At 50.2% G+C, this 25,518-nt stretch carries 19 protein-coding genes and 4 pseudogenes; 18 read left to right on the forward strand and 5 right to left on the reverse strand.

Annotated elements, in window-relative coordinates; translation table 11 throughout:
* Nucleotides 1-112 precede the first annotated feature (112 nt).
* The 6 genes from KHX94_RS16310 (at nt 113) to KHX94_RS16335 (ending at nt 5,766) form a co-directional block, all read left to right on the forward strand.
* Entirely contained in the window at nt 113-322 is a 210-nt protein-coding gene (locus tag KHX94_RS16310) for a DUF3820 family protein (RefSeq protein ID WP_213681421.1), read from the forward strand.
* Between the two features lie 95 nt (nt 323-417).
* A complete protein-coding gene (locus KHX94_RS16315) occupies nt 418-720 on the forward strand; it encodes an NrfJ (protein WP_213681422.1) in 303 nt (100 codons plus the stop codon).
* Between the two features lie 598 nt (nt 721-1,318).
* A complete protein-coding gene (locus tag KHX94_RS16320) occupies nt 1,319-2,023 on the forward strand; it encodes a gluconate 2-dehydrogenase subunit 3 family protein (RefSeq protein WP_213681423.1) in 705 nt (234 codons plus the stop codon).
* Between the two features lie 2 nt (nt 2,024-2,025).
* Nucleotides 2,026-3,798 (forward strand): GMC family oxidoreductase, encoded by a 1,773-nt coding sequence (locus KHX94_RS16325; RefSeq protein WP_213681424.1) that lies wholly within the window; start codon nt 2,026-2,028, stop codon nt 3,796-3,798.
* Between the two features lie 10 nt (nt 3,799-3,808).
* On the forward strand, nt 3,809-5,098 hold the full coding sequence (locus KHX94_RS16330) for a c-type cytochrome (RefSeq protein WP_213681425.1): 1,290 nt from the start codon (nt 3,809-3,811) through the stop codon (nt 5,096-5,098).
* Between the two features lie 143 nt (nt 5,099-5,241).
* Complete coding sequence (locus KHX94_RS16335; RefSeq protein ID WP_213681426.1) at nt 5,242-5,766, forward strand: GNAT family N-acetyltransferase; 525 nt, start codon at nt 5,242-5,244, stop codon at nt 5,764-5,766.
* Nucleotides 5,767-5,999: 233 nt separating this feature from the next.
* Here the strand turns inward: KHX94_RS16335 and KHX94_RS16340 are convergent, their stop codons facing one another.
* A complete protein-coding gene (locus KHX94_RS16340) occupies nt 6,000-6,689 on the reverse strand; it encodes a pirin family protein (RefSeq protein ID WP_213681427.1) in 690 nt (229 codons plus the stop codon).
* Between the two features lie 16 nt (nt 6,690-6,705).
* Nucleotides 6,706-7,146 (reverse strand): DoxX family protein, encoded by a 441-nt coding sequence (locus tag KHX94_RS16345; RefSeq protein WP_213681428.1) that lies wholly within the window; start codon nt 7,144-7,146, stop codon nt 6,706-6,708.
* Nucleotides 7,147-7,294: 148 nt separating this feature from the next.
* Between KHX94_RS16345 and KHX94_RS16350 the strand changes: the two genes are divergently transcribed.
* The gene (locus KHX94_RS16350; protein WP_213681429.1) at nt 7,295-8,191 is read left to right on the forward strand and encodes a LysR family transcriptional regulator; all 897 of its coding nucleotides are present in this window, start codon (nt 7,295-7,297) and stop codon (nt 8,189-8,191) included.
* A 5-nt stretch (nt 8,192-8,196) separates the two neighbouring features.
* On the opposite strand, the gene KHX94_RS16355 is transcribed toward KHX94_RS16350, so the two are convergent.
* Nucleotides 8,197-9,942 carry a bifunctional metallophosphatase/5'-nucleotidase gene (locus KHX94_RS16355; protein ID WP_213681430.1) on the reverse strand — a complete coding sequence of 582 codons (1,746 nt, stop codon included), beginning with the start codon at nt 9,940-9,942 and terminating at the stop codon, nt 8,197-8,199.
* Nucleotides 9,943-10,032: 90 nt separating this feature from the next.
* Nucleotides 10,033-11,110 (reverse strand): annotated as a pseudogene (locus KHX94_RS16360) (CNNM domain-containing protein).
* Between the two features lie 210 nt (nt 11,111-11,320).
* Here KHX94_RS16360 and rlmN point away from each other — a divergent pair.
* The 8 genes and pseudogenes from rlmN (at nt 11,321) to der (ending at nt 20,169) form a co-directional block, all read left to right on the forward strand.
* On the forward strand, nt 11,321-12,427 hold the full coding sequence (gene rlmN / locus KHX94_RS16365) for a dual-specificity RNA methyltransferase RlmN (RefSeq protein WP_483315921.1): 1,107 nt from the start codon (nt 11,321-11,323) through the stop codon (nt 12,425-12,427).
* Between the two features lie 32 nt (nt 12,428-12,459).
* Nucleotides 12,460-13,245, forward strand: coding sequence for a type IV pilus biogenesis/stability protein PilW (pilW, locus tag KHX94_RS16370; protein WP_213681431.1), 786 nt, complete (start codon nt 12,460-12,462; stop codon nt 13,243-13,245).
* A complete protein-coding gene (locus KHX94_RS16375) occupies nt 13,245-14,222 on the forward strand; it encodes a RodZ domain-containing protein (protein WP_213681432.1) in 978 nt (325 codons plus the stop codon). The genes pilW and KHX94_RS16375 overlap by 1 nt, the downstream gene beginning before the upstream one ends.
* A 59-nt stretch (nt 14,223-14,281) precedes the next feature.
* Nucleotides 14,282-15,394 (forward strand): flavodoxin-dependent (E)-4-hydroxy-3-methylbut-2-enyl-diphosphate synthase, encoded by a 1,113-nt coding sequence (gene ispG, locus KHX94_RS16380; protein WP_213681433.1) that lies wholly within the window; start codon nt 14,282-14,284, stop codon nt 15,392-15,394.
* Between the two features lie 106 nt (nt 15,395-15,500).
* Nucleotides 15,501-16,781, forward strand: a complete 1,281-nt coding sequence (hisS, locus tag KHX94_RS16385; protein WP_213681434.1) for a histidine--tRNA ligase — start codon at nt 15,501-15,503, stop codon at nt 16,779-16,781.
* A gap of 15 nt (nt 16,782-16,796) precedes the next feature.
* On the forward strand, nt 16,797-17,417 hold the full coding sequence (locus KHX94_RS16390) for a YfgM family protein (RefSeq protein WP_213681435.1): 621 nt from the start codon (nt 16,797-16,799) through the stop codon (nt 17,415-17,417).
* 11 nt (nt 17,418-17,428) lie between these two features.
* A pseudogene (gene bamB, locus KHX94_RS16395) lies at nt 17,429-18,617 on the forward strand (outer membrane protein assembly factor BamB).
* A gap of 79 nt (nt 18,618-18,696) precedes the next feature.
* Nucleotides 18,697-20,169 (forward strand): ribosome biogenesis GTPase Der, encoded by a 1,473-nt coding sequence (gene der / locus KHX94_RS16400; RefSeq protein ID WP_213681436.1) that lies wholly within the window; start codon nt 18,697-18,699, stop codon nt 20,167-20,169.
* 54 nt (nt 20,170-20,223) lie between these two features.
* On the opposite strand, the gene xseA is transcribed toward der, so the two are convergent.
* Complete coding sequence (gene xseA / locus KHX94_RS16405) at nt 20,224-21,567, reverse strand: exodeoxyribonuclease VII large subunit (protein ID WP_213681437.1); 1,344 nt, start codon at nt 21,565-21,567, stop codon at nt 20,224-20,226.
* A gap of 126 nt (nt 21,568-21,693) precedes the next feature.
* On the opposite strand from xseA, the pseudogene guaB reads away from it, so the two are divergent.
* The 3 genes and pseudogenes from guaB to tadA all read left to right on the forward strand — a co-directional run bounded on the left by guaB (nt 21,694) and on the right by tadA (nt 25,380).
* Nucleotides 21,694-23,159, forward strand: a pseudogene (gene guaB, locus KHX94_RS16410) (IMP dehydrogenase).
* An 89-nt stretch (nt 23,160-23,248) separates the two neighbouring features.
* Nucleotides 23,249-24,825 (forward strand): annotated as a pseudogene (gene guaA / locus KHX94_RS16415) (glutamine-hydrolyzing GMP synthase).
* A gap of 81 nt (nt 24,826-24,906) precedes the next feature.
* Nucleotides 24,907-25,380: a tRNA adenosine(34) deaminase TadA gene (gene tadA, locus KHX94_RS16420; protein WP_213681438.1), complete on the forward strand. Its 474-nt coding sequence runs from the start codon at nt 24,907-24,909 to the stop codon at nt 25,378-25,380.
* Nucleotides 25,381-25,518 lie beyond the last annotated feature (138 nt).

Below are 25,518 nucleotides of genomic sequence, written 5' to 3' on the forward strand. Positions count from 1 at the left end.
TATTTTTTAGTAATGAAATATTATAAATCTACTGTTAACTGATTGATGATAAAGATCAGTTGCGACAGTTAGGAAGCATTCCGCTGCGAACGGTACCGATTTAAGGGGGTTAATGGAGCAACAACAGTTACTGGAGGCTATCAATCAGGTTATGCCATTTGGTAAGTATGCCGGAAGCAAGTTATTGGAGTTACCGGAGCCATATTTAGTGTGGTTTCACCAGCGTGGGTTTCCACCGGGAAAACTAGGCCAACAGTTAGCATTAATCTACGAAGTAAAACTCAATGGGCTGGAAGCGATGCTACGACCACTACTGAAATAGCTGCACACGATAAAAGTGTGACCCCTATTAGTGATTTATGAAGTAAGCCATGCTTTAATGATAAGCAGTTTTATTGACAACAGGAATTGATTCACATGGTAAAACTGGCAAAAATTCTGGCGACTGCCGCAATGGTTCTGGGGATCTCTGTATCTGCATGGGCTGCGGGTAAAATGCATGAAGGTACTGTTCTGGATACAATGAACAGCGGCGGCTACACTTATGTCCAAGTGAAAGAAGGTGACAACACATTCTGGGCGGCCGGTCCACAAGTAAAAGTGGATAAAGGCGATAAAGTGCAAGTGGATGAACAGATGTGGATGACTAACTTCACCAGTAAAACGCTGAAACGCACCTTCGACAAACTGATGTTTGTGGGCGAAATTGCTAAGAAGTAATTAACTGCCTAAGAAATTCCAACACACCCGGCGATAACGTTTCCACAATTGTCGGGTGTTTTTTTATCTGCAATCCATCACTTAGCCTGCCATTAATAGCGCCAAGCACTTAGGCGAGACAAGCGTTAGTTCAGACAACTGGATAACGCCATCGATACTGATGAAACAACTGCGAGCTGTACTAAAAATCAGCTATTCGTTTTAGGAAATCATGCAATAACATAATTTCATACTGCTGCTGATTGCACTAACCCCATGTCACAACAGACAATACTGCTGCGCCGCATAATATCAAGGCACTAGATGATGTCAGTTGTATTTTTTGAACTGGGTCATCTTTTTTACCGGAAGAGTCCGGAGTATTCCTTTTCCCAAAGCTGCATTTTTCGAAAATGAACGCTTCCTACTTACTTAAGCGCGGTGCGCAAAGCGGCATTGACCCTGTTTGGTCAGACAAACGTTTTTTCGCTGCTCTGTATAGACGGATTAAGCCGTAACTACCGACGGAATATTGATTCTGCCGTACGACTGCCGACAGAGCGTTTGCCTGATGTATGCAGGCAGATGCGAGGTTGTATCAGGACATGCAGGAGTTCCTATGGATTCAAATCATACCGATGATTCCCGTCGCCGTTTTATGAAAGGCGCGATGTGGGTTATCTCCGCTTCAGCCCTTGGCAGCGGCGTAATGCTGTCAGCAAACGCCAGCACAGCACCCGAACTGTCGCAATATAAACCCGTTTTTTTCAACGACGCCGAGTGGCATTTTGTGTTGGCTGCTTGTGACCGGTTGATCCCCGCCGACGATAACGGCCCTGGGGCATTACAGGCAAATGTTCCGCTCTTTATCGATCGGCAGTTACAAGGCGATTTCGGCCAGGCGAAAGACTGGTATATGAAGGGGCCATTTCTGGAAGCCCCGGCTGAACTGGGATACCAATCACCACTAACCCCTGCGCAAACCTACCAGAAAGGCATTGCCGCAACGGATACCTACTGCCAGAAAACATTCGGCAAAGTCTTTGCTGATCTGTCGGCTGAACAACAGGATGCACTGTTAACGCAACTGCAATCAGGACAGGTAACGCTGACAGAGGTAAGTGCAAAACAGTTCTTTGATTTTCTGTTGCAGAACACCAAAGAAGGCTATTTCGCTGATCCTATTCATGGCGGCAATAAAAATATGGCCGCATGGAAAATGATCGGTTTCCCTGGCGCCCGCGCATCCTACCTGGAATGGGTGGATTTGCACAATGTCCCTTATCCAATGGGGCCTGTCAGTATCAATGGCGATAGGGGGTAATCATGTCTCGGCAAGAACAACCAGTAGATGTAGTGTTAGTAGGGTTGGGCTGGACCAACGCCATTATGGGCATGGAATTGGCTCAAGAAGGTTTGAATGTGCTGGCGCTTGAACGCGGTGAAGATCGCGATACCGTACCCGATTTCGCCTACCCGAAAATGGCGGATGAGTTAACTTACGGGGTTCGTTACAAACTGATGGTGAAACCCGCCAAAAGTACCATTACGGTGCGCCATAGTTTGGCAGAAACCGCCGTTCCCTATCGGCATTTAGGCTCTTTTCTGCCTGGCGATGGCGTTGGTGGTGCGGGCACGCACTGGAACGGTCATACCTGGCGCCCAATGCCAGAAGAACTGCGTTTGCGTAGCTATGTTGAACAAACCTTTGGTAAAAATATTATTCCGAAGGACATGACTATTCAGGATTATGGTGTCAGCTATGAAGAGCTGGAGCCTCACTTTGATTTCTTTGACAAAGTGCTAGGGGTTTCTGGTAAAGCCGGCAATATCAATGGCAAAATCCAGGAAGGCGGTAATCCGTTTGAAGGTCCGCGGAGCCATGAATATCCGTTGCCGCCACTGAAACGTACGCTAAACGATACCATGTTTTCTGACGCCGCTAAGGCGCAAGGACTGCATCCTTTCCCGTTGCCATCATCCAACGCGTCAGAAGCTTATACCAATCCTTACGGAATGCAGTTAGGCCCTTGTAACTTCTGTGGTTTCTGTGAAAGATATGGTTGTATTAACTACTCTAAAGCCTCCCCGCAAACCGCTATTCTGGGAGCGTTGAAGCAACATAAGAACTTCGCCTACCGAACCGGATGTGAAGTCATCAAAGTCAATCTGAGTGATGATAAAAAGACTGCCACCGGGGTGACTTATATCGATGCTAAGGGCGAAGAAGTTTTTCAACCTGCCAAATTAGTCGTTGTTGGCACATTTGCTTATAACAACGTTCGTTTACTGTTGTTATCTGGCATCGGCCAGCCTTACGATCCGCTCTCCAACACTGGTACCGTGGGGCGCAACTACGCCTATCAGATGATGGGTGGCGCTACTTTATTCTTTAAAGATAAGCAGTTTAACCCTTTCATCGGCGCTGGCAGTAATGCGACCACCGTTGATGACTTCGCCATCAACCAGATTGATTTTGCTAAAGAAGGCTTTATTGGTGGCTCCTATTTGTTAGCGGCTCAAACCAATGGTCAGCCTATTCACAGCCTGCCGTTACCTCCAGGAACGCCAACTTGGGGCGCTGACTGGAAAAAAGCGGCGAAAGATTATTATGGTCATGCCATGAGCATCAGTTCTCATGGCTCCAATATGTCTTACCGCGATTGTTATTTGAGTTTGGATCCTAACTACAAAGATGATCATGGTTTGCCGTTGCTGCGTTTAACCTTTGACTGGAAAGAAAATGATCTGCGCATGACCCAGTTTATGAAACAGAAAGTGGCTGCGTTAGCGAAGGGACTGAATCCAGATTTTCTGAAGGTGTCATTTAAAGATATCGGGACTCACTACGATGTGCGTCCATATCAGACCACTCATAATGTAGGCGGTGCGATTATGGGCACTGATCCTAAGACCAGTGTGCTCAATCGTTATCAGCAAAGCTGGGACGTCCATAACGTCTTTGTTTTGGGTTCAAGCTCATTCCCGCAGAACCTACAGTACAACCCCACCATGTTAGTTGGTGCCTTGGCATACTGGTCAGCTAAAGCGATCCGTGAGCAGTATCTGAAACACCCAGGTCCATTGGTGCAAGCATAAGGAGCCACAGATGAAACGCAATCTGATAATGATGCTGTTGCCGTTGGCCCTGTTGGCGACAACTGAAGCAGATGCTTTTGATAAAGCAACTATCAATCAAGGTGAATATCTCGCCCGTGCCGGCGACTGTATTGCCTGTCACTCGATCCCCGGCGGTGCGCCGTTCGCGGGCGGTCTGGCCATTGACAGTCCATTTGGCAAAATCTATTCCACCAATATTACTCCGAGTAAGACTGCGGGAATTGGCAACTATACGCTGGCGCAATTTGATGCGGCGTTGAGACATGGTGAACGTGCGGATGGCAGCAACTTGTATCCGGCGATGCCGTATCCCGATTACGCCATGTTGACCGCAGATGACGTTAAAGCCCTTTATGCCTATTTTATGGAAGGCGTGGCCGCCGTTGATCAAAAAGCCCCGGCAACCGCATTAAGTTTTCCATTTAATCAGCGCTGGGGGATCAGTTTTTGGAACTGGATGTTTGCTAACAATAAAGCCTACCAACCACAAGCCTCTAAGTCCGATGACTTCAATCGTGGCGCCTATCTGGTACAAGGTTTAGGTCACTGTGGTAGTTGCCATAGCCCTCGCGGTGTAGCCTTCCAGGAAAAAAGCTATGATGAGTCTGATGCTAGTTTCCTCAGTGGCGGTAAAGTGGGGATTTGGCAAGCGCCTAGCTTGAGAGGCGGTGATAAGGGCGCTTTAGCAAGTTGGAGTAAAGCCGAACTGATTGATTATCTTGCCAATGGCCGTAATGACACCACCGCTGTTGCTGGTGAAATGACCTCAGTGATTGCCCATAGCTTGAGTTATTTAAGTCAGGCTGACTTAGCAGCTATTGCGGACTATCTGAAATCTCTGCCAGGAGATGGTAAGGCGCTGCCAATGACCGCGGCGGCGACCAAGAAAACCAGCGATGCACTCAACAGCGCTAAAGTGGGCATTAACTCTGGGGCGCGGTTGTATCTCGACAGTTGTGGTGCCTGCCATTTTACCCAAGGACAGGGAGCTGCACGGGTATTTCCGAAATTGGATGGCAATGCACTGGTTAATGATGAAGACCCCAGTGGTTTAATTCATGTGGTGTTAGCCGGGGCGCGTTTACCTTCGACCAAAGGTGCTCCAGAAGCGTTGGCAATGCCTGCTTTTGGTTGGCGGCTGAATGATGATGAAGTGGCGCAGTTACTGACGTTTGTACGCCATGCCTGGAATAATCAGGCACCAGCCGTGACCGCGGAAGAGGTTGCCAAAGTACGGCAAACTATTCCTCAATCGGTTATGAATGCTACTCGTCCATAAAAAGACCCTCCGTTAGAAAGCCACCTAAATGGTGGCTTTTTTATGGCCGCAGTGCATTCCGATGCTGCTGAAAACCGCTTGCGTTTATGGGGTGTAGCAGCAAGAATCAACGCGTTTACTACCTTTATTGAGGTTTGCGCTGGATGGCGACAACCCTGATCCTCTATTCTCATGCGCAACATCGGCATTTAGCCGCAGAAGTCTCGCAAGTCTATCATCAGGCCGTACAAGCTCTCGCTGGGGGCTTTTATTCCGCTGCCCAGTGTCATGCCTGGTCGCGCGCACCTCGTTCAGATAAATATTGGCAGTTGCGTTTGCGCCATAGTACCGCTTGGTTGGCGCTGGATAGTAATGGTCATTGTGTTGGCTTTGTGCAGGCTGAACGCCAATATGGCGAAGCGGGTTATATCAGCTGTTTGTATGTGCTACCGAGCTGGCAGCGCCGAGGTATTGCCGCGCAGTTGATTGCGACGATGAAATGTTGGGCGCAACAACAGGCATTACCAAGACTCAGTACCCACGCCTCAATGCAATCAAAGTCAGTGTTTGAGCGGCAAGGATTTCGCAGTCACCATCGTTGTTATCAGGAAAAATCCGGGCAGCAACTCACCAGCTTTCTAATGTACTGCCCAATAACTGCAAGTAACATAAGTGTGCCTGAGCTGTAAGACCTCACCATTGTGTCGTCAGGCACTGGACATTTTGGTGCTCACTGATATTTGCCACTTGCCCCGTGTTTGGGCTTCATGATGATGGACGCTGTGGACCAAAGATGCCGTGCTAACCCGTCTAACACGTGTGCACAATGCAAAAAAATCCCCCGCATTTAACGGGGGATTGATATCGAAGTAACAATGCCATAGCTGTTTTTCATCGTTACCGCTATGGCGCTGTTATTGGCTTACGGCAGGTCGAATACCAGCGCTTCAACGTTATCGCTAGCCTGTAGTGACAGCAATTGTTCATCAGTGACACTGACGCCATCGCCTTCGTTGAGCTGGGTGCCATTCAGCGTGAGCTCGCCTTTTATCAGTTGCAGGTACAGTGTCCGGCCGCTGGTCAGTGGCAATGTCAGCTGTTCGGCATCTGCCAGTTGTAGACGATATACGGTGGCATCCTGTTTTATCTGCAGTGTGCCGTCTCTACCATCCGGGGTAACCACAGCGGTGAGCGCTTCAGTCTGTTCAAAGGCTTTCTGCTGATATTCTGGTTGGCCGCCGGTGGTTGCCGGCTGGATCCAGATCTGCAGGAAGTGCAGTGGCTCAGTTGCTGAAGGGTTGTACTCACTGTGATAAATACCACTGCCAGCAGACATCAACTGAAATTCTCCTGCGGGCAGATCTTTCACATGGCCGTAGCTGTCCTTGTGGGCAATAGTGCCAGAGATAACATAACTGATGATCTCCATATCCCGGTGCCCGTGAGTCGCAAATCCTTGTCCAGGTATTACTCTGTCATCGTTAATCACTCGTAGGGCGGAAACACCCATATAACGAGGGTCGTAGTAATTGCCAAATGAGAAGGTGTGGCGGCTCTGGAGCCAGCCAAAATTGGCTTGGCCACGTTCAGATGCTTTTCTTACGTTGATCATCAGGGGTTCCTCCAAGTTAAACTTTACGAGCGATAATATTGTCCAGCGACACTTTACCGGCACCAGATATCACTAGTGAGATGGCGATAGCGGCCAGTGTCAGCGCGTATTCGTAACCGTTATTAGCCATGAACAGCCCGTTGTGTATATGTACGGTAAACAGCGCTACCAACATAGTGAATGCAACTACTGCGGCTGCCGGACGTAATAACAGACCCAATAACAGAAACAGACCACCAAAGAATTCGCCTGAGCCGGCCAGCAATGCCATCAGGTATCCTGGGGTCAGTCCAATGGATGCCATCCATTGACCAGTTCCTTCCAACCCATAACCACCAAACATGCCAAACAATTTTTGACTACCATGAGCCATCAGTGTCAGGCCAACTGGAACACGCATAATCAGTGGGGCGTAACCAGCATTGTTGTTAACGAGCTTTGCGATAAGTTTTCTCATGATGCTTTCCTCAGTAAATTTGAATCCTGTTTACGTCAGGATTTGGGGAGTTCCCCGTCGTTGAAAGCAAGTTTAGTCAGCGCGATGACACTTGAAAATCGGAACATTTTGAAGTTAAATTTCAAAAAATTTGAATATGGGAAATTTTATGCACCCTGCAATCAATCTTGATGCACTTAAAGTATTGGATGCCATCGATAAAAAGGGCAGTTTCGCCGCGGCAGCCGAGTCGCTTTTTCGGGTACCTTCGGCGTTGACTTATACGGTACAAAAGCTGGAACAGGATCTCGGCAGCAGATTATTTGAACGTAAGGGCACCCGTGCCCAACTGACGGCGGTAGGTCAGTTAGTATTGACTCAGGGGCGGGAGATCCTCGCCGCGGCTACCCGTTTGGAAGACGCGGTACGACAGTTGGAAACTGGCTGGGAAACGGGGATTTCATTGGCATTGGACAGTATTTTGCCTGATGGGCCATTGATGAAAACCGTGGCGGAATTTACCGAACTTGGCAAGCAAGTCACTATCAGTCTTTCTAAGGAGGTTTTGGGCGGTGGCTGGGACGCTTTGTACTCCAGACGTGCTGATATCGCGATTGGGGTTTCTGGTGAATTACCGCGGGGACAGTATGAACTGCATCCTCTGGGGGCGGTGGAATTTGTGTTCGCCGTGGCACCTCAGCATCCTTTGGCACAGCATGAGGCTGAGATCCCCGTCGACGCCTTATTGCAATTTCCATCAATAGTGGTCACTGACAGTTCACAGTCACTACTGCAACGTTCGAGCGGTATTTTTGCCAGTCGGCAACAGATCCGGGTCTCCTCAATGGCTGATAAAGTGTGTTTACAGCAGCAAGGCACCGGGGTGGGATTCCTGCCGCTTCACCTAATCCGCCAGCAACTTGCCGAGGGGACACTGGTGGCGCGTAACGTGGCATTACCCAGACCGCCATTGCCCACTTTCATGGCGTGGCGCAAAGGGGAAAATGGTAAAGCGCTCAGTTGGTTTGTACAACGCCTGCGGCAACAAGACTGGTTGGCGGCCTGAGCCGCCTAACGTTTACTCTCGGCCATTTCTGCTAGATGGCTGGTGTAATACACTGTGGGTTGTAACTGAGCATCAAAGCTGGGGGCTTGCTGTAGCAACTGAATAAAGGCACTGGGTAAGGTCACTTCGGTTAATGCTTGCTGCCAACGCGCTTCTAGCAGGGCATCGTAACCCTCTTTGCCACTGGCGGTATAGCTGGTGGATACCCCGACATAAAACTCATCCCGCTTTAGTGGCTGCCAGCTGCCAAGTCCATCTTGCAGTTCCAGACGGAATAAACGTTGTCCGAGTGCCAGGCGGCCATCATAAAAATAACGCAACCCGTAGGTGTAGGGAAAACTGCCCGCGCCGGTGCCCATCACACTGTTATTGGTGGCGGCATTGATGGCGGATTCTAGTACCCGAAATAGTGCATCGCCAACGATCTCATATTTCACCAACGGCAGTTCAAACGGCAACAACCTGCCCATCACATCCGCCAGTGTGACTTGCCCCTGTACCAGTGATTGGCGCACTCCGCCGGCATTATGTAGGGCAAAATCTACCCTTGGGTCTTGGGTCTTTGCGGCTAAAAACATGCTTTGGCTGACCCAAGGCGCGATTTCACTGCCGTGGGGCAAGTTGCGACTAGGTAGGCGGGTGTGCAATAAGGTTTTGGGCACAAATGCGAGCACCTGTTGCTCCATATTGCTAATAGCCGGACGAAATTCGCTGTCGATGACCTGATTGATATGGGCGTCCTGTTCATCCCACAAAATGCCCGCGTGATTTGCCAGCAGTTCCTGTGCTTCTCGGTAATCATGGTCAGTGGCAGTGGTGTCACCACTCAGCATGAAATGGCGATCCAGCATAAAGTGGCTGGAACCTTGGATCTGTATTACCCGGCCCCGGTCATCAAATGCTATCTCGGCAATACCTAAGGTTTCGGCGTGTTTTCCCGCATGTACGATTGGAATACCATTTACTGATTCGGCGTATGGTAAGCACGGAAGGCCCAAGTCGGCAAAGTCGCCCATCAATGTGTGAGTGTGACCGCCGATAATCAGGCTGATATCGGGAATTTCTGCCGCCAGTTGCCGATCTTGTTCAATGCCAAGATGGCTGAGTAGCAGGATATGATCCACGCCTTGTTGTTTCAGGTGCTTAACCGTGGCTTGGGTCGTGGCGATGGCGTCAAGAAACTCGGTGTCGGGATCCGGTCTGGCGACCTTTTTCATTTGAGCTAGCGTGATACCGACAATGGCCAGTTGCCGGTCATAAAAATCTCGTAGCAGATAACGCCCAATACCCGCGTTGTTATCCCAGGCGTAAAGATTATCTAATCCCTGAAAACTGCCATTCTTACCGGGCAGTTCATGGCTGATATCCATATTGGCTGCCAGCACCGGGAAGGGTACGGTGCGGATAAAATCCGCCAGCACCGCATTACCATCATCGATGTCATGGTTACCTATGGTCATGGCATCTGGTTGCAGTAGTTGCAGCAATCTGGTGTTGGCTCGGCCTTTGAATTCACTGTAAAACAGGGTGCCGTGGAAACTGTCACCAGCGTGCAGAAACAGCATTTCCCGCTGCTGCTGTTGTGCTTGTTGCCGCAGTTTAGCGACTTGTGCCGCAATTCGGCCATAACCGCCACTGTGGCTGGCTAAGGTAAATTGTCCGTGCTGCAGGGTAACTTTGAACTGCACTAGACTGGGATCAAAATGGGAGTGAGTATCGTTGAGATGCGCAAGCGTTAAACGGTAAGTCATAACATCCTCTGTAACCAAACAGAGATTGTACACCTGACTTCTGACAACACAAGGGACGTTTGTGGTGCGTCCCCGTGCTTAGATGTCACATCAGTGATGTGGCTGTTCCTGTGTCGTATCCTCTTTATCTTCGGATAAATGAATGCCTTTATCCTGCATGCGTTTTTCCCACAGTTGGCGCGCTAACTGCTGCATATCGATAGCCGGATCGTTGAGATCGACAATTTCCAGCCCCAGCAGCGATTCAATGATATCTTCCAGCGACACCAAGCCGCGGGTACTACCGTATTCATCTACTACCATGGCAATCTGAGTATTGCGTTTAATCATCAGCTCAAACAGCGGCAGGATCCGCGCGGAGTCTGGCACAACCAACAGCTGGCGTTTGACATCCGCTATCGGTGCTTGCGGAGTATAGCGTTCTGCCAGCAGCACATCGGTGCGGTTGATATAACCAATAATATTATCGTGATCATCCTGATACAGCGGGATCCGAGTGAAGGGTTTATGCAGATGCTCTTGCACAAATTCTTGCTGGCTCATGGCGGCGGGCAGGGTAAACATCACGGTTCTTGGGGTCATGATGGCACTTGCCGGCATATCTCGGGCTTTCATCATCTGTGTCAGGATCTTGCTTTCCTGACGGTTTAGCTCACCTGACTCAACGCCGATTTTTGCCATCGCACTGATCTCTTGACGGATATATTGTCCAGAGTCGCCTTTGCCAATCAATTTGGTGACCTTGTTGGAGGCCCAGATCAACGGCAGACAGAGCCGCTCCATCCACAGCAGCATTAACGATACCCCAGGTGCCAGTTGGCGCCAGTAATTGGCGCCTATGGTTTTGGGAATAATTTCCGAAAAAAACAGAATAAGGAATGTCAGCACGCCGGAAAACACGCCTACCATTTCATCGCCGAACACATGGGCGGCTTGCGCCCCAGCAACGGCAGCCCCCACGGTGTGGGCAATAGTGTTTAGCGTTAAAATGGCAACCAGCGGCGATTCTACATGCTGCTTTTGTTGCTCAAGCCGTGCGGCCCTGCGGCGCAGAGCTGCGCAGGTTAGCGATATAACTAGGGGTGACAGACAACAGCACTGCTTCAAATACACTGCATAAAAAAGAGATGCTGATGGCAACCAGCACCGTAATTGTTAAAGCAAACATAGAATAGGGAACCAGATTTCCCTGAATGACATCATTAGGAGACATGAGTTAACCATAGTTAACTTTAACAGAACTTAATTGTGTTGCTGGCGGATGCGGCCATAGTCCTGGTTATTTCGCGTGGTCTCTGGCTAAAATCAATGGTGATCTATATAATTTGCCGCCCTGTTGCGGGTTTTGGTGTGAGGTAAATCAAATGGCCGAAAAAAGATCAATTTGCTCGATCTTGATCGTAAAGCGATGCGTGCATTATTCGCCGAATTGGGTGAAAAGCCATTTCGCGCCGATCAGGTGATGCAGTGGATATACCACTACGGCATTGATGATTTCGAACAGATGAGCAACATCAATAAAAACCTGCGTGCCAAGCTGAATAATGCCTGTGAAATTGTGGCGCCACAGATTTCTGGTTATCAAAAGTCTACAGATGGCACCATTAAGTTTGCTATCAATGTGGGGGCCGGGCAGGAAGTTGAAACGGTATATATTCCTGAGGATGACCGGGCCACATTATGCGTCTCGTCACAGGTAGGTTGTGCGTTGGCCTGTACCTTTTGTTCTACCGCTCAGCAAGGGTTTAACCGCAATCTCACTGTGGCTGAAATCGTTGGGCAAATCTGGCGCATATCACGTTTCCTTGGCCTTAAGTATGAAACGGGTGACCGACCGATTTCTAACATCGTGATGATGGGGATGGGCGAGCCGCTGCTTAATATGGCTAATCTGGTGCCAGCGCTAGATATCATGCTGGACGATTTTGGTTTTGGTTTATCTAAGCGCCGGGTGACAGTGTCAACTTCGGGTGTGGTTCCGGCGTTGGATAAACTCGGCGATCTGTTAGATGTGGCATTGGCGGTCAGTATTCATGCGCCTAATGATGAACTGCGTGATGAGTTAGTGCCCATCAACAAGAAATATCCGTTAAAAGAGTTTCTGGCGGGGATCAGCCGTTATATCGAAAAATCCAATGCCAACCGTGGCCGGGTAACAGTTGAATATGTGATGCTGGATCATATCAATGACAGCACTGAGCAGGCTCATGAACTGGCCGAGCTGATGAAAGATACGCCGTGCAAGGTTAACCTGATCCCATTTAATCCATACCCGGGGTCACCTTACGGCCGCTCCTCCAATTCGCGTATCGATAGATTCGCCAAAGTATTGATGGAATATGGGCTGACCGTCATTGTCCGTAAAACCCGCGGCGATGATATTGATGCTGCCTGTGGCCAGTTAGCGGGAGACATTCGTGACCGAACCAAACGTCTGGCAAAAAAACGCATGCAACAGAATCAAATATCGGTCACAATGAGTTAACATATTGTTTGTCAACATTAAAGGGTTTGCCAATGAAGCACGGATTGTGGGGCTTGGCGATGCTGGTAGCCATGTGTTCTTCGCTGCCCGGATGTGTGACCGAAAAAACCTATGCCGGTACGGATATTCCGGTCGTAGAGCACAAATTTGACCGAAACGCTGCGGCCTTAGAACGGGTGCAGCTAGGGCTCACTTATTTGAAAAAAGGTAATAGTGAGCAGGCAAAATTCAATTTAGATAAAGCCATGGGATATGCTCCCGATTTGGAAGAAGTTAATGTTGCCATGGCGTATTACTATCAGACCGTGGGTGAGACTCAAAAAGCTGAGGACACTTACGAACAAGCCATTAGATCTAGCAATGCTACCGGTGATGCCGCCAACAATTTTGGCGTGTTTCTGTGTCAGAACGGTAAGTATGCTAAATCTGAGGAGATGTTCCTCCGCGCCATCAGCAATCCCAAATATACGCGAACCGCTTCCAGTTATGAAAATCTCGGTATTTGCCAGCATAAAGCGGGGGATATAGAAAAAGCGAGACAGTATTTTGAGATAGCGTTAAAGTATGAGCCAACCAGACAAGTATCGCTGCTAGAGCTGGCTGAGATGGCACTGGAGCAACAGAATTTTCAAGCGGCTAAAGTGCAGTTGGATCGTTACCATAAAGTGGCGATCGATTCGGCGCTGAGTCTCGCACTAGCAATAAAAATTGAGCGTGGGTTGAACGACATTGAAGCCGCCAAACGATACGGCGTGCTGCTTTTGGCTAAATTTCCCAGTTCACCCCAAGCAAAAGAATACCGGGCAAGCATGCACTGATGACAGATATTAACAATGACGTTAACAAGGATGATGACAACAACCACGCCGCAGGGCACGAGGAAACACTCGGTACCGTATTGCAACAGGCGCGTGAGAGCAAGGGACTGAGTCTGCAGGAGGTTGCAGCAAGGCTGCACCTGCGGGCGTCTATTGTCGCGGATATTGAAAATGATGAATTTTGCAATATCGCTTCCAGCACTTATGTGCGGGGCTATGTGCGCAACTATGCCCGTTTTCTGGAAATTGATCCTGAATGCATCGAAGCTTGCCTCTCTCGGCAAGTTCCCGTGGTCACCGCACCAGTAATGCAGAGCTTTTCCCGTAAAACATCCCAAAAGAGTCGTGATAACTGGTTGATGGTAGTGACCTACCTAATCGTTATTGTCTCGCTAGCACTCTTGGTGTTGTGGTGGCTGCAAAAGCCGGCGATAGTGACGGAAGATTTCTCCAAGCCAACAGTAGAAGAGTTGCAACCAGAGTCAGGCCTGCCTAGCTCTACAGATGAACAGCCCACAGCGGTGAATAGTCCTGATGACATTAATGGCCCTAAAGCGGAAGACACTCCCATCGAGGCCCCTGATATGGCCACTGGCGTTGATAACAGCGGGCAGGCGGCAGATACTCCAGCTAACACAGTAACCGCGAACACTACTCCCGTGGTGGCAGACCAACCAACAGCGACGCTTCCACCACAAGCTGCTAGTGATGTTAGCACTGACACTGCTGCATTAAGCGCCAAACTGGAAATCGTCTTGCAAGGTGACTGCTGGATTAAGGCCACAGATGCTGATGGCAAAACGCTGGTGGACGGCCTTAAGTTGTCGGGCAAGAGTATTGAAGTCAGCGGTAAGGCACCAATCAGCTTAGTCTTGGGTGCGCCACAGAGTGTCAGCCTGCGCTATAACGGTGCGGCGATTGATCTTGCCCGTTTCCCTAATGGCCGGGTTGCACGACTGACGCTGCCGCAAGCCTAAAATTCAAGAATTTATGCTGGCCGAGTGATGGCCAGATTTAAGAGACAGAGCCAAATACGATGTACACTGAATCTCCCATCAAACGCCGCCCATCAACTCGCATCTATGTTGGTAATGTGCCTATCGGTGATGGTGCGCCTATTGCCGTGCAGTCGATGACCAACACCCGCACTACGGATGTTGAAGCTACCCTCAAGCAAATTCATGCCCTTGAACGTGTGGGCGCCGATATCGTGCGCGTTTCGGTGCCAACAATGGATGCTGCTGAAGCGTTCAAGTTGATCAAACAACAGGCCAAGGTGCCGCTGGTAGCCGATATCCACTTTGATTACCGGATTGCCTTGAAAGTGGCGGAATATGGTGCTGATTGCCTGCGTATCAACCCAGGTAATATCGGTAATGAGGAACGTATTCGTCAGGTGGTGGAAACGGCTCGCGATAAAAACATCCCTATTCGTATTGGGGTAAATGGCGGCAGTCTCGAAAAAGAGCTGATGGACAAATATGGTGAGCCAACACCAGAAGCCTTGGTGGAATCGGCAATGCGCCATGTCGATATTCTCGATCGGCTTAACTTTGATCAATTCAAAGTGTCGGTGAAGGCGTCTGACGTATTCTTAGCGGTAGCCTCTTATCGATTGCTGGCGCAGCAGATTAAACAACCGCTGCATCTGGGGATCACCGAAGCCGGTGGCGCCCGTTCCGGCGCAGTAAAATCTGCCGTGGGTTTGGGCATGCTGCTGGCTGAAGGTATCGGTGACACCATTCGGGTGTCGCTGGCGGCTGATCCGGTAGAAGAGATCAAAGTGGGCTTTGATATCCTCAAATCCTTACGTATCCGTTCCCGCGGTATCAACTTTATTGCCTGTCCATCCTGCTCCCGTCAGGAATTTGATGTAATCAATACCGTGAATGCGCTGGAACAGCGCTTGGAAGATGTGACTACGGCGATGGATGTGTCCATCATCGGCTGTGTGGTTAACGGCCCTGGCGAAGCCTTAGTGTCCGATCTCGGCCTCGCCGGTGGTCATAACAAGAGCGGTTTGTATGAAGATGGCGTGCGGCAGAAAGAGCGTCTGGACAATACTGATTTGGTCGATGCCTTGGAAGCCAAAATTCGCGCTAAAGCCGCGATGTTGTCACAACGCATCGATGTCAAAGCAGAGGAATAATTCCGCAGTGTGAGCCACGCGTCATCCGGCGGTTTGGCGATCATCGCTGAACCGCTTATAATGCTGGCATTTTTAACTTTCCGGCCTGGAACAAACGAGTCTAACAGTGGCAAAACAGATCCAAGCGATTCGCGGCATGAATGATATTCTGCCCGACCAGAGTCCCGTGTGGCAAAAAGTCGAGGCGGTGTTACGCGCCTCAGTAGCGTCATTCGGTTACAGTGAAATCCGTACTCCCATCGTGGAAAATACCGATCTCTTTAAGCGCTCTATCGGCGAAGTCACCGACATTGTTGAAAAAGAGATGTATACCTTCGCCGATCGTAACGGTGACAGTCTGACTCTGCGGCCAGAAGGGACCGCTTCGACTGTGCGCGCCGGTAACGAGCATGGTTTGCTGTACAATCAGGAACAGCGACTTTGGTACATTGGCCCAATGTTCCGGCATGAGCGTCCACAGAAAGGGCGTTATCGGCAGTTCCACCAGTTTGGTGTTGAAGTTTACGGCATCGCCAGCGCCGAGATTGACGCTGAAGTGTTGATGCTGTCAGCATCGCTGTGGGACAAGCTGGGCATGCGCGAGCATGTAACGCTGGAATTGAACACCCTTGGTGACAATCAGGAACGCATTGCTTACCGTGACGCGCTGGTGGCATTTCTGGAACAGCATAAAGAGGTGTTGGACGAAGACAGCCAGCGCCGTATGTACAGTAATCCGTTGAGGGTACTGGACAGCAAAGATCCTGAAGTGCAAGCACTATTGGCTGATGCGCCAGTGCTGATGGACTATCTCGGTGAAGATTCCAAAGCACATTTTTCACGCTTATGTGAACTACTGCAAGCCGTTGGTATCCAATACAGGGTTAATCCGCGGTTGGTGCGTGGTCTCGACTACTACAATCGCACCGTGTTTGAATGGGTGACCGATAGTCTAGGCGCGCAGGGCACGGTTCTGGCCGGTGGTCGTTATGATGGTTTAGTTGGGCAGCTAGGCGGTAAAGATACCCCAGCCGTCGGTTTTGCCATGGGACTTGAGCGTATTGTCTTGTTGCTGGAAACCCTAGGGCTCACAGCCGATGTGCCATCAGCCGTGGATGTTTATGTCACGGCAACCAGTGATGACTGTGTTGCAGAGGCGGTCAAGGTGGCACAAGAACTGCGCCAGACAGTGCCTACGCTCCGGGTGATGAGCCATTGCGGCGGCGGTAACTTTAAAAAACAGATTAAACGGGCTGATAAGAGCGGCGCAACTTATGCGTTGATTATTGGCGAAACAGAATTGGCAGATAATAAGGTAGCAGTCAAACCTTTGCGTGACGACAGTGAACAACTGCTGATTGAACGCAGTGCATTGGCTGCCTATCTGGCGGAACAACTCAAAAAATAATAAGGGGAAGTGCGGGTGGAAATTTACAGCACAGAAGAACAACAGGTCGAAGCGATCAAAACGTTTTGGAAGGACTATGGATCTTCGATATTAGCGGGTGCCGTGATCGGTCTGGGCGCGCTGTATGGCTGGAATTATTATTCTGGCTACCAAGTTAAAAAAGCTGAAGCAGCCTCCGAAGCATTTAACGTGGCACTCTCTCAGAGTAAAGATGCTGCCAGTACCTTGGCCGCTGCTGCCGAGTTCGATAAAGCACATTCCCAACTAGGCTATTCAGCTTTGATGCAACTGATCGTGGCTAAAACGGCTGCTGAAACTGGTGACCTTGATAAAGCCTCCGCAGCACTGCAACAAGTGCTGGCCGATAAACCGGCTGCAGCGGTAGCGGCTATAGCCAACTTGCGATTGGCAAGAGTTCAGGCAGAACAAGGGCAACTCGATGCTGCATTAGCAACATTGGGCAAAGTGTCTGATGCGGCATTTGCGGCAGAAAAAGCCGAGCTGGAAGGTGACTTCTATGTTAGCAAAGGTGATGCGGCAAAGGCTAAAACCGCTTATCAGACAGCTATTGAAAAAGGCGGTGCGGCTTCCAGCCCAGCGTTACAGATGAAACTCGACAATCTTAACCAGGCATAAGGAACCACCGGATGAAGTCATGGTGTAAAACGCTTGTCGCCTGTGGTTTGGTCGTGGGAACGTTAGCAGGGTGTGCTTCCAGTGATGTAGATGAAGCGCCCGTGAGCCCATTACCGGATATCACGCCGTCGGTGGAACCGTCAATTGTCTGGGATGACTCTGTAGGTGACGGCGTAGGTGATTACTATTCCAAGCTGCATCCTGCTGTGCGTTACGGCAAAATTTTTGCGGCTTCACGCGATGGCAAAGTCGCTGCATTCGATGAAAAGAGTGGCGATGAAGTATGGAAGGTCGATTTTAACGATCTGTTTGGCGATGACGGTCCGCTGAAGGAAACCCAAGGTGCGCGTTTAGCCGCCGGGGTAACCGTAGCGCAGAACAAGGTATTTGTTGGTGGTGAAAGCGGATTATTGGTGGCGCTAGACGTTGAGACAGGTAAGCCAATATGGCACACCATGGCCGGTGGTGAACTGCTATCAGCTCCCACTGTGGCCGAAGATACCGTGGTAGTGCACAGTTCTACTGGTGCCTTGGATGCCTTTAATGTTGATACGGGTGCCAAACTTTGGAGCTACGAGTCAGCATTACCTAATTTGACGTTGCGTGGCACCGGGTCAGCGGCCTATGCCGAAGGCGGTTTTTGTCGGCACTGCTGACGGGAAAGTGGCCGTGGTCATTAAGAGCAATGGTCAGGCGGCGTGGGAACAACCGATTTATGTGCCCAAAGGTGGTAACGAATTCAGCCGTATGGCAGATGTTGATATGACACCTGTGTTACTGGGTGAAAATATTTATGCTGTCAGCTATAACGGCAACCTTGCCAGTTTGGAAATGCGCAGTGGCCGAGTGGTATGGTCACGTAAATATTCCAGCTTTGACGAACTAGCGGCAGGTGGTTTACATCTGTACCTCGTCGATGACCACAGTAATATTTATGCGGTAGATCGGCGTAATGGTTTGGAAGTGTGGAGTAATACTCAACTGGCAAACCGTCAACTGACATCACCAGCCGTATATCGCGGTTATGTAGTGGTTGGCGACTTTGAAGGTTATCTACACTTTATTGATCGCGAAACAGGTACAATTGTCGGCCGTATTAAGGTTGATGGTTCTGGATTATTCAGCCAACCTCAAGTGGTTGACGATAAAATCTATGTGCAGGCCCGTTCCGGAGAGATAGCTGCCATTTCACTGCCTTAAAGCGTATAATGCCAGCTAACGAAGCCTCCGGGAGTCAACCCGGGGGCTTTTTGTTGTTTAAGAATTCAAGAGGAAAAGCATGATTCCTGTCGTGGCCCTGGTGGGGCGACCCAATGTAGGTAAATCGACTCTGTTCAACCGGCTTACCCGCACTCGTGACGCGTTGGTGGCGGATTTTCCGGGCCTGACGAGGGACCGTAAATATGGCCGAGCCTTTCTGTCTGGGCACGAATTTATCGTAGTGGATACCGGCGGTATTGACGGTAGCGAGGAAGGTATTGAAACCAAAATGGCGGAACAGTCGCTAGCGGCCATTGCCGAAGCCGACGTTGTGCTGTTTATGACCGACGCGCGTGCCGGATTAACTGCCGCCGATGAAGCGATTGCCCAATATCTGCGTTCGCGGGAAAAGATGACGTTCCTGGTTGCAAACAAGATTGACGGTATTGACGGTGACTCGGCAGTTGCCGAATTCTGGGCGCTGGGCCTAGGGGAAATCCACCAGATCGCTGCCGCACAAGGGCGTGGCGTCTCCAGTTTGATCGAAAATGCACTGGCACCGTTTGCCCAAGCAATGGCTGAGGATGACGAGTTCGCTGACGAGGGTGAAGACAGTCATAAACCACTGCGTGAATATACCGAAGAAGAGGCGGAAGCCGAGCAGGCGCGCCTGCAAGAGTTGCCCATCAAACTGGCGATTATTGGTAAGCCTAACGTGGGTAAGTCAACCCTGACTAACCGTATTCTGGGTGAAGAGCGTGTGGTGGTTTACGATCAGCCCGGTACAACCCGTGACTCGATTTATATCCCGATGGAGCGTGATGGCCGTGAATACGTGCTGATTGATACCGCCGGGGTAAGACGCCGTGCCAAAGTGCATGATGTTGTTGAAAAATTCTCCGTGATCAAAACCCTCAAGGCGGTTGAAGATGCCAATGTGGTGTTATTGGTGATCGATGCCCGTGAAGGGATTGCCGAGCAGGATTTGGGGCTGTTGGGCTTTGCTATCAACGCTGGTCGAGCCTTAGTGATTGCGGTAAACAAATGGGATGGTATCGATACCGATATCAAAGAGCGCGTGAAAACAGAGCTTGATCGCCGCTTAGGCTTTATCGATTTTGCCCGTATTCACTTTATTTCGGCATTGCATGGCACCGGCGTTGGTCATCTGTTTGAGTCGATTGAAGAAGCTTATGAAAGCGCTACTCGCCGAGTGGGAACATCAATGCTTACTAAGATCATGCAGATGGCGCAGGATGATCATCAGCCGCCATTGGTGAATGGCCGCCGCGTGAAATTGAAATACGCCCATGCCGGTGGTTATAACCCACCGATTATTGTGATCCACGGCAATCAGGTTGCCAGACTGCCGGATTCATACAAACGCTACATGATGAACTATTATCGCCGTACGTTGAATATTGTGGGTACGCCAATTCAGCTGCGGTTCCAAGAAGGCGCTAACCCGTTTGAAGGCAAAACCGAGAAGCTGACCCTGAGTCAGGAACGGCGCCGCAAACGGATGATGGCGCATATCAAAAATCGTCAATAGCACAGCATCACAAGCCGGGTATTTAGCCCGGCTTGTTTGCGCTGGCGATATCGGTTAGGGCCGCTCCAGCTTTTCAATCTTGGAAATAACCTTGCCTTGTTTCAGTAAGGTATGCAGCTGTTGCCCAGGTTGCAGTTGTGCCACATCCTGCACTATCTGACCAGCATCGTTGCGGGTGATACTGTAACCGCGGCTGAGAGTTGCCAGCGGACTGACGCTCTCCAGTGCATGGCTATCACGAAGCAGCCGTTGCTGTGCCTGTTGTAAGCTTGACTGGGTTAATTTTTGTAACTGTTGTGTCAGATATTCTAAGCGTTTACTTTCTAACGCCAATTGATGCCGTGGGTGCTGAGCATTGAGATGTCCTTCCAAACTCAACAATTGCTGGCGTTTACGTTGCAGCAAACTGGTGAAGGAGCTGACAAGCCGCAGTTGCTGCTCATCAAACCGCTGTACTAACTGTTGCAGTTGCCGTAGCGGGTCTTGGCGTTGCAAACGGTGATCCAATAGCTGTAATCGCTGGCGGATCAATAGCTGCCAGTGCTGCCATCCCTGTATTAATCGCACGCTGGCGGTATGAAGTTGCTGCTGTTTATCGCTGGCCGCTTGCGACAGGATTTCTGCGGCGGCCGATGGTGTCGGGGCTCTGATATCGGCCACAAAGTCACTGATGCTCATATCCACTTCATGACCTACTGCCGAGACCACGGGTAACTCGCTGTTGTAGATGGCATACGCCAGGGCTTCATTGTTGAAGCCCCAGAGATCTTCCAGACTACCACCGCCGCGAGTCAGCAATAATACGTCTACTTCTTGCCGCTGGTTAGCCAGTTCCAGTGCCCGTATCAACTGTAACGGTGCCTGGCCGCCTTGCACCGCGCTAGGATAGATAATCACTTCTATCGAAGGGTCGCGACGTGACAATACTTGCAGTACATCGCGGATCGCCGCTCCGGTGGGCGAGGTGATAACCCCAATACGTTGAATGTTTTTGGGGAGTGGCCGTTTGCTGTCAGTGGCAAATAATCCGGCGGCGGCCAGTTTCATTTTCAACGCTTCATACTGCTGTGCCAGTAACCCATCACCCGCGGGTAGCATGGATTCAATGATCAGCTGGTAATCACCGCGAGGTTCATAAACGCTGATATTGGCACGAACCAATACTTGCTGACCGTTTATGGGGTTGAAGGTGACATGCTGGTTGCGGCCGCGAAACATAGCACAGCGGATTTGGGAACGGCTGTCTTTCAGGGTCAGATACCAATGACCAGAAGCGGGACAAGAAAAATTGGAGATTTCACCACTGAGCCAAATACGCCCAAGCTGGCCTTCCAGCAGTTGTCTGACCTCACCGTTCAGGCGAGAGACGGTATACACCTGATCCGCCGATATCGACATTAAACCTTTCCCTGACAGAATTTTTAGTTATTTTCCCATTTACCCGGCAGGGCTTGCAAGGTATAATGCCGCCGCAATATTTCACCTCTATTTGATTTGTATCCTACCGCAAGGGGAGATGTTGCAATGTTACGATTAATCAAAGAAGCGCTTACTTTTGACGATGTGTTATTAGTGCCAGCGCACTCCACCGTCCTCCCTAATACCGCGAACCTGAAAACCCGGTTGACCCAAAAGATTGAGCTTAATATTCCGTTACTGTCTGCTGCTATGGACACTGTGACTGAAGCCCGTCTGGCCATCGCTATTGCTCAGGAAGGTGGCATTGGGTTTATCCATAAAAATATGAGCATTGACGCTCAAGCCGAAGAAGTGCGTAAAGTTAAAAGCTACGAAGCTGGGGTAGTGGCACAGCCTGTCACTGTGACGCCATCTACTACTATTGCTGAACTGCATGTGCTGACTGAACGCAACGGCTTTGCCGGGTATCCTGTGGTCACTGAAGCGAACGAACTGGTGGGGATCATCACCGGTCGTGACGTGCGTTTTGTGACCGATCACAGCAAGACAGTGCAGGAAGTGATGACGCCGAAAGAACGGTTAGTGACCGTAAAAGAAGGCACCAAGCACGATCAAGTGCAAAAGTTGATGCACACTAGCCGTATTGAAAAAGTGTTGGTTGTGGATGACGACTTTAAACTTAAAGGTCTGATCACCGTTAAAGACTTCAAAAAGCAGAACGTAAACCGAATGCCTGTAAAGATGAATTTGGTCGCTTGCGAGTAGGTGGTGCTGTTGGTGCAGGTGCTGGCAATGAAGATCGCATTGATGCCCTCGTTAAGGCCGGCATTGACGTATTGCTGATCGATTCTTCGCATGGTCATTCTGAAGGCGTGTTGCAGCGTATTCGCGAAGCCAGAGCCAAATATCCCGATCTACAAATTGTGGGTGGTAACGTTGCGACTGCTGAGGGTGCTCTGGCGTTGGTGGAAGCTGGCGTCAATGCGGTTAAAGTCGGTATTGGCCCCGGTTCTATCTGTACAACTCGTATCGTAACGGGTGTGGGCGTGCCACAGATCACCGCGGTTTCCGATGCGGTTGAAGCGGTTAAACATCTAGATATCCCCGTGATTGCCGATGGTGGTATCCGTTATTCTGGTGACCTGGCTAAAGCGCTGGCCGCGGGTGCTTCTTGCATTATGGCCGGTTCAATGTTCGCGGGTACCGATGAAGCCCCAGGTGAAGTGGAGCTGTATCAAGGCCGAGCCTATAAATCCTATCGTGGCATGGGGTCATTAGGGGCTATGTCCAAAGGTTCTTCTGACCGTTACTTCCAGAGCGACAACGCTGCCGATAAGCTGGTGCCAGAAGGGATTGAAGGGCGGGTGCCATATAAAGGCAAAATCAAAGAACTCATTCACCAGTACATGGGCGGTTTGCGCTCCTGCATGGGGCTGACCGGTTGTGCCACCATCAAAGATCTGAACGAAAAAGCCCAGTTTGTAAAAGTGACTTCGGCCGGTATGGGTGAGTCTCACGTACATGATGTGACCATTACTAAAGAAGCGCCGAACTACAACGTTCGGGGCTGATAACCATACGGGGCGGCGATAAGTCGCCCTTGCTTTTAGTTTATGCCATCAGTAATGACGGCAGTTGCACTTAGAAATAAAGGTTTTCAATGAGCAATATTCATGAGCACAAGATACTGATCCTGGATTTTGGCTCCCAGTATACCCAGTTGATTGCCCGTCGAATTCGTGAAATCGGCGTGTACTGTGAACTGTGGGCCTGGGATGTTACCGAACAGCAGATCCGTGATTTTGCCCCTAATGGCATTATTCTCTCTGGTGGCCCCGAGAGCGTTACCGCGGCCAATTCGCCGCGCGCCCCCGAATATGTGTTTACCGCAGGTGTACCCGTATTTGGTATTTGCTACGGCATGCAAACCATGAGTGAGCAGCTCGGTGGTAAGGTGATTAACGGCGTTGGCGAAGGCGAATTTGGTTATGCCCAGGTGGAAATGTTGCAGCCATCTGCACTGTTCCATGATATTCAAGATGCCGTAAACGCCGATGGTAAGCCACTGTTGGATGTGTGGATGAGCCACGGTGACAAAGTCTCGGCCATTCCCGCAGGTTTTGAAGCCGTTGCCAGTACCGATACTTGTCCGTTTGCCGCCATGGCCAACGAAGCCAAGCGATTTTACGGCGTGCAGTTTCATCCAGAGGTAACGCACACCCGCCAAGGCCAGCGCATTCTTGAACATTTCGTGCTAGAGATCTGTGGCTGTGAAAATAAATGGCAACCCGCTTCTATTATTGAAGATGCCGTGGCCCGCATCAAAGCCCAGGTTGGCGATGATGAAGTGATCCTCGGACTATCTGGCGGTGTCGATTCTTCTGTCACCGCCATGTTGTTGCACCGTGCCATTGGCGACAAACTGACTTGCGTATTTGTGGACAACGGTTTACTGCGCCTCAATGAAGCCGATCAGGTGCTGGATATGTTTGGTGATCATTTTGGCCTGAACATTGTCCACGTGGCGGGCGAAACCCGTTTCCTCGGAGCGTTAAAAGGCGTCAGCGACCCTGAAGCCAAGCGTAAGATTATTGGCCGTGTATTCGTCGAGATCTTTGATGAAGAAGCCTCGAAACGCGTTAATGCCAAATGGTTGGCTCAGGGCACCATCTATCCCGATGTGATTGAATCTGCCGGTAGTGCCACAGGCAAAGCCCATGTGATCAAGTCTCACCATAATGTTGGTGGTCTACCCGATAATATGGAACTGGGGCTGGTTGAGCCACTGCGCGAACTGTTTAAAGATGAAGTGCGTCGCATCGGCCTTGAGCTGGGGCTGCCATACGACATGCTGTTCCGTCATCCATTCCCTGGCCCAGGTTTAGGCGTGCGGGTACTGGGTGAAGTGAAAAAGAATACTGCGACTTGCTGCGCCGCGCCGATGCTATCTTCATTGAAGAACTGCGTAAGGCCGATTTATATCAGAAAGTCAGCCAAGCATTCACCGTGTTCCTGCCCGTGCGTAGCGTGGGCGTGATGGGCGATGGCCGTAAATATGATTGGGTGGTATCACTGCGCGCAGTGGAAACCATCGACTTTATGACGGCACATTGGGCACATTTGCCATACGATTTCTTGGGACGGGTGTCTAATCGTATCATCAATGAAATCGACGGTATTTCCCGCGTGGTTTACGATATCTCCGGCAAACCACCCGCTACTATTGAGTGGGAATAATAACCGATAGTTTTATCGGGAAAGATTTCAAAGGGCGCTGCGGCGCTCTTTGTTTTGTGGAACGCCAACGAATGAGTCGCTATGACAGAACAACTGGATGACAACTATTGGATGCAGCAAGCGCTGGTTCTGGCGCGGGAAGCAGAAGCTGCCGGAGAAGTGCCTGTGGGGGCAGTATTGGTCAGAGATAACCAACTGATTGCCCGAGGTCGTAATCAACCTATTGGCAGTCATGATCCTTGTGGCCATGCGGAAATTTTTTGTTTACGCCAAGGCGGGCAAGTCTTGCAGAACTACCGCTTATTGGATACCACCTTGTACGTTACTTTGGAACCTTGCGCCATGTGCGCGGGGGCTATGGTACACAGTCGGGTAGGACGGTTAGTTTTCGGCGCGGCAGATCCTAAAACCGGCGCGGCGGGCTCGGTGCTGGATCTGTTGCAACAACCCCAGTTCAATCATCAAGTGCAAGTGACTGGTGGGGTGTTAGCAACTGAATGTGGTGAACTACTCAGCAGTTTTTTCGACGCCGTCGCCAGGAAAGGAAACAGCTAAAACAGGGCAGTTGTGGTGATGGTGGTGATGATTAATGTAATAAAAGCCGGAAAATAATCTTTCTCTGGCAAAAATGCGTTTACGGTGGACTTTCTTGATAAGACGCCTTCTGTGGGCGGCGTTACGATTGATTGAACC

Source organism: Shewanella dokdonensis (genome assembly GCF_018394335.1).
GTDB classification, from domain to species: Bacteria; Pseudomonadota; Gammaproteobacteria; order Enterobacterales; family Shewanellaceae; genus Shewanella; species Shewanella dokdonensis.

Coding starts and splice junctions, on each gene's coding strand:
- KHX94_RS16310 (WP_213681421.1), top strand. CDS start 113: ATGGAGCAACAACAGTTACTGGAGGCTATCAATCAGGTTATGCCATTT.
- KHX94_RS16315 (WP_213681422.1), top strand. CDS start 418: ATGGTAAAACTGGCAAAAATTCTGGCGACTGCCGCAATGGTTCTGGGG.
- KHX94_RS16320 (WP_213681423.1), top strand. CDS start 1,319: ATGGATTCAAATCATACCGATGATTCCCGTCGCCGTTTTATGAAAGGC.
- KHX94_RS16325 (WP_213681424.1), top strand. CDS start 2,026: ATGTCTCGGCAAGAACAACCAGTAGATGTAGTGTTAGTAGGGTTGGGC.
- KHX94_RS16330 (WP_213681425.1), top strand. CDS start 3,809: ATGAAACGCAATCTGATAATGATGCTGTTGCCGTTGGCCCTGTTGGCG.
- KHX94_RS16335 (WP_213681426.1), top strand. CDS start 5,242: ATGGCGACAACCCTGATCCTCTATTCTCATGCGCAACATCGGCATTTA.
- KHX94_RS16340 (WP_213681427.1), bottom strand. CDS start 6,689: ATGATCAACGTAAGAAAAGCATCTGAACGTGGCCAAGCCAATTTTGGC.
- KHX94_RS16345 (WP_213681428.1), bottom strand. CDS start 7,146: ATGAGAAAACTTATCGCAAAGCTCGTTAACAACAATGCTGGTTACGCC.
- KHX94_RS16350 (WP_213681429.1), top strand. CDS start 7,295: ATGCACCCTGCAATCAATCTTGATGCACTTAAAGTATTGGATGCCATC.
- KHX94_RS16355 (WP_213681430.1), bottom strand. CDS start 9,942: ATGACTTACCGTTTAACGCTTGCGCATCTCAACGATACTCACTCCCAT.
- pilW (WP_213681431.1), top strand. CDS start 12,460: ATGAAGCACGGATTGTGGGGCTTGGCGATGCTGGTAGCCATGTGTTCT.
- KHX94_RS16375 (WP_213681432.1), top strand. CDS start 13,245: ATGACAGATATTAACAATGACGTTAACAAGGATGATGACAACAACCAC.
- ispG (WP_213681433.1), top strand. CDS start 14,282: ATGTACACTGAATCTCCCATCAAACGCCGCCCATCAACTCGCATCTAT.
- der (WP_213681436.1), top strand. CDS start 18,697: ATGATTCCTGTCGTGGCCCTGGTGGGGCGACCCAATGTAGGTAAATCG.
- xseA (WP_213681437.1), bottom strand. CDS start 21,567: ATGTCGATATCGGCGGATCAGGTGTATACCGTCTCTCGCCTGAACGGT.
- tadA (WP_213681438.1), top strand. CDS start 24,907: ATGACAGAACAACTGGATGACAACTATTGGATGCAGCAAGCGCTGGTT.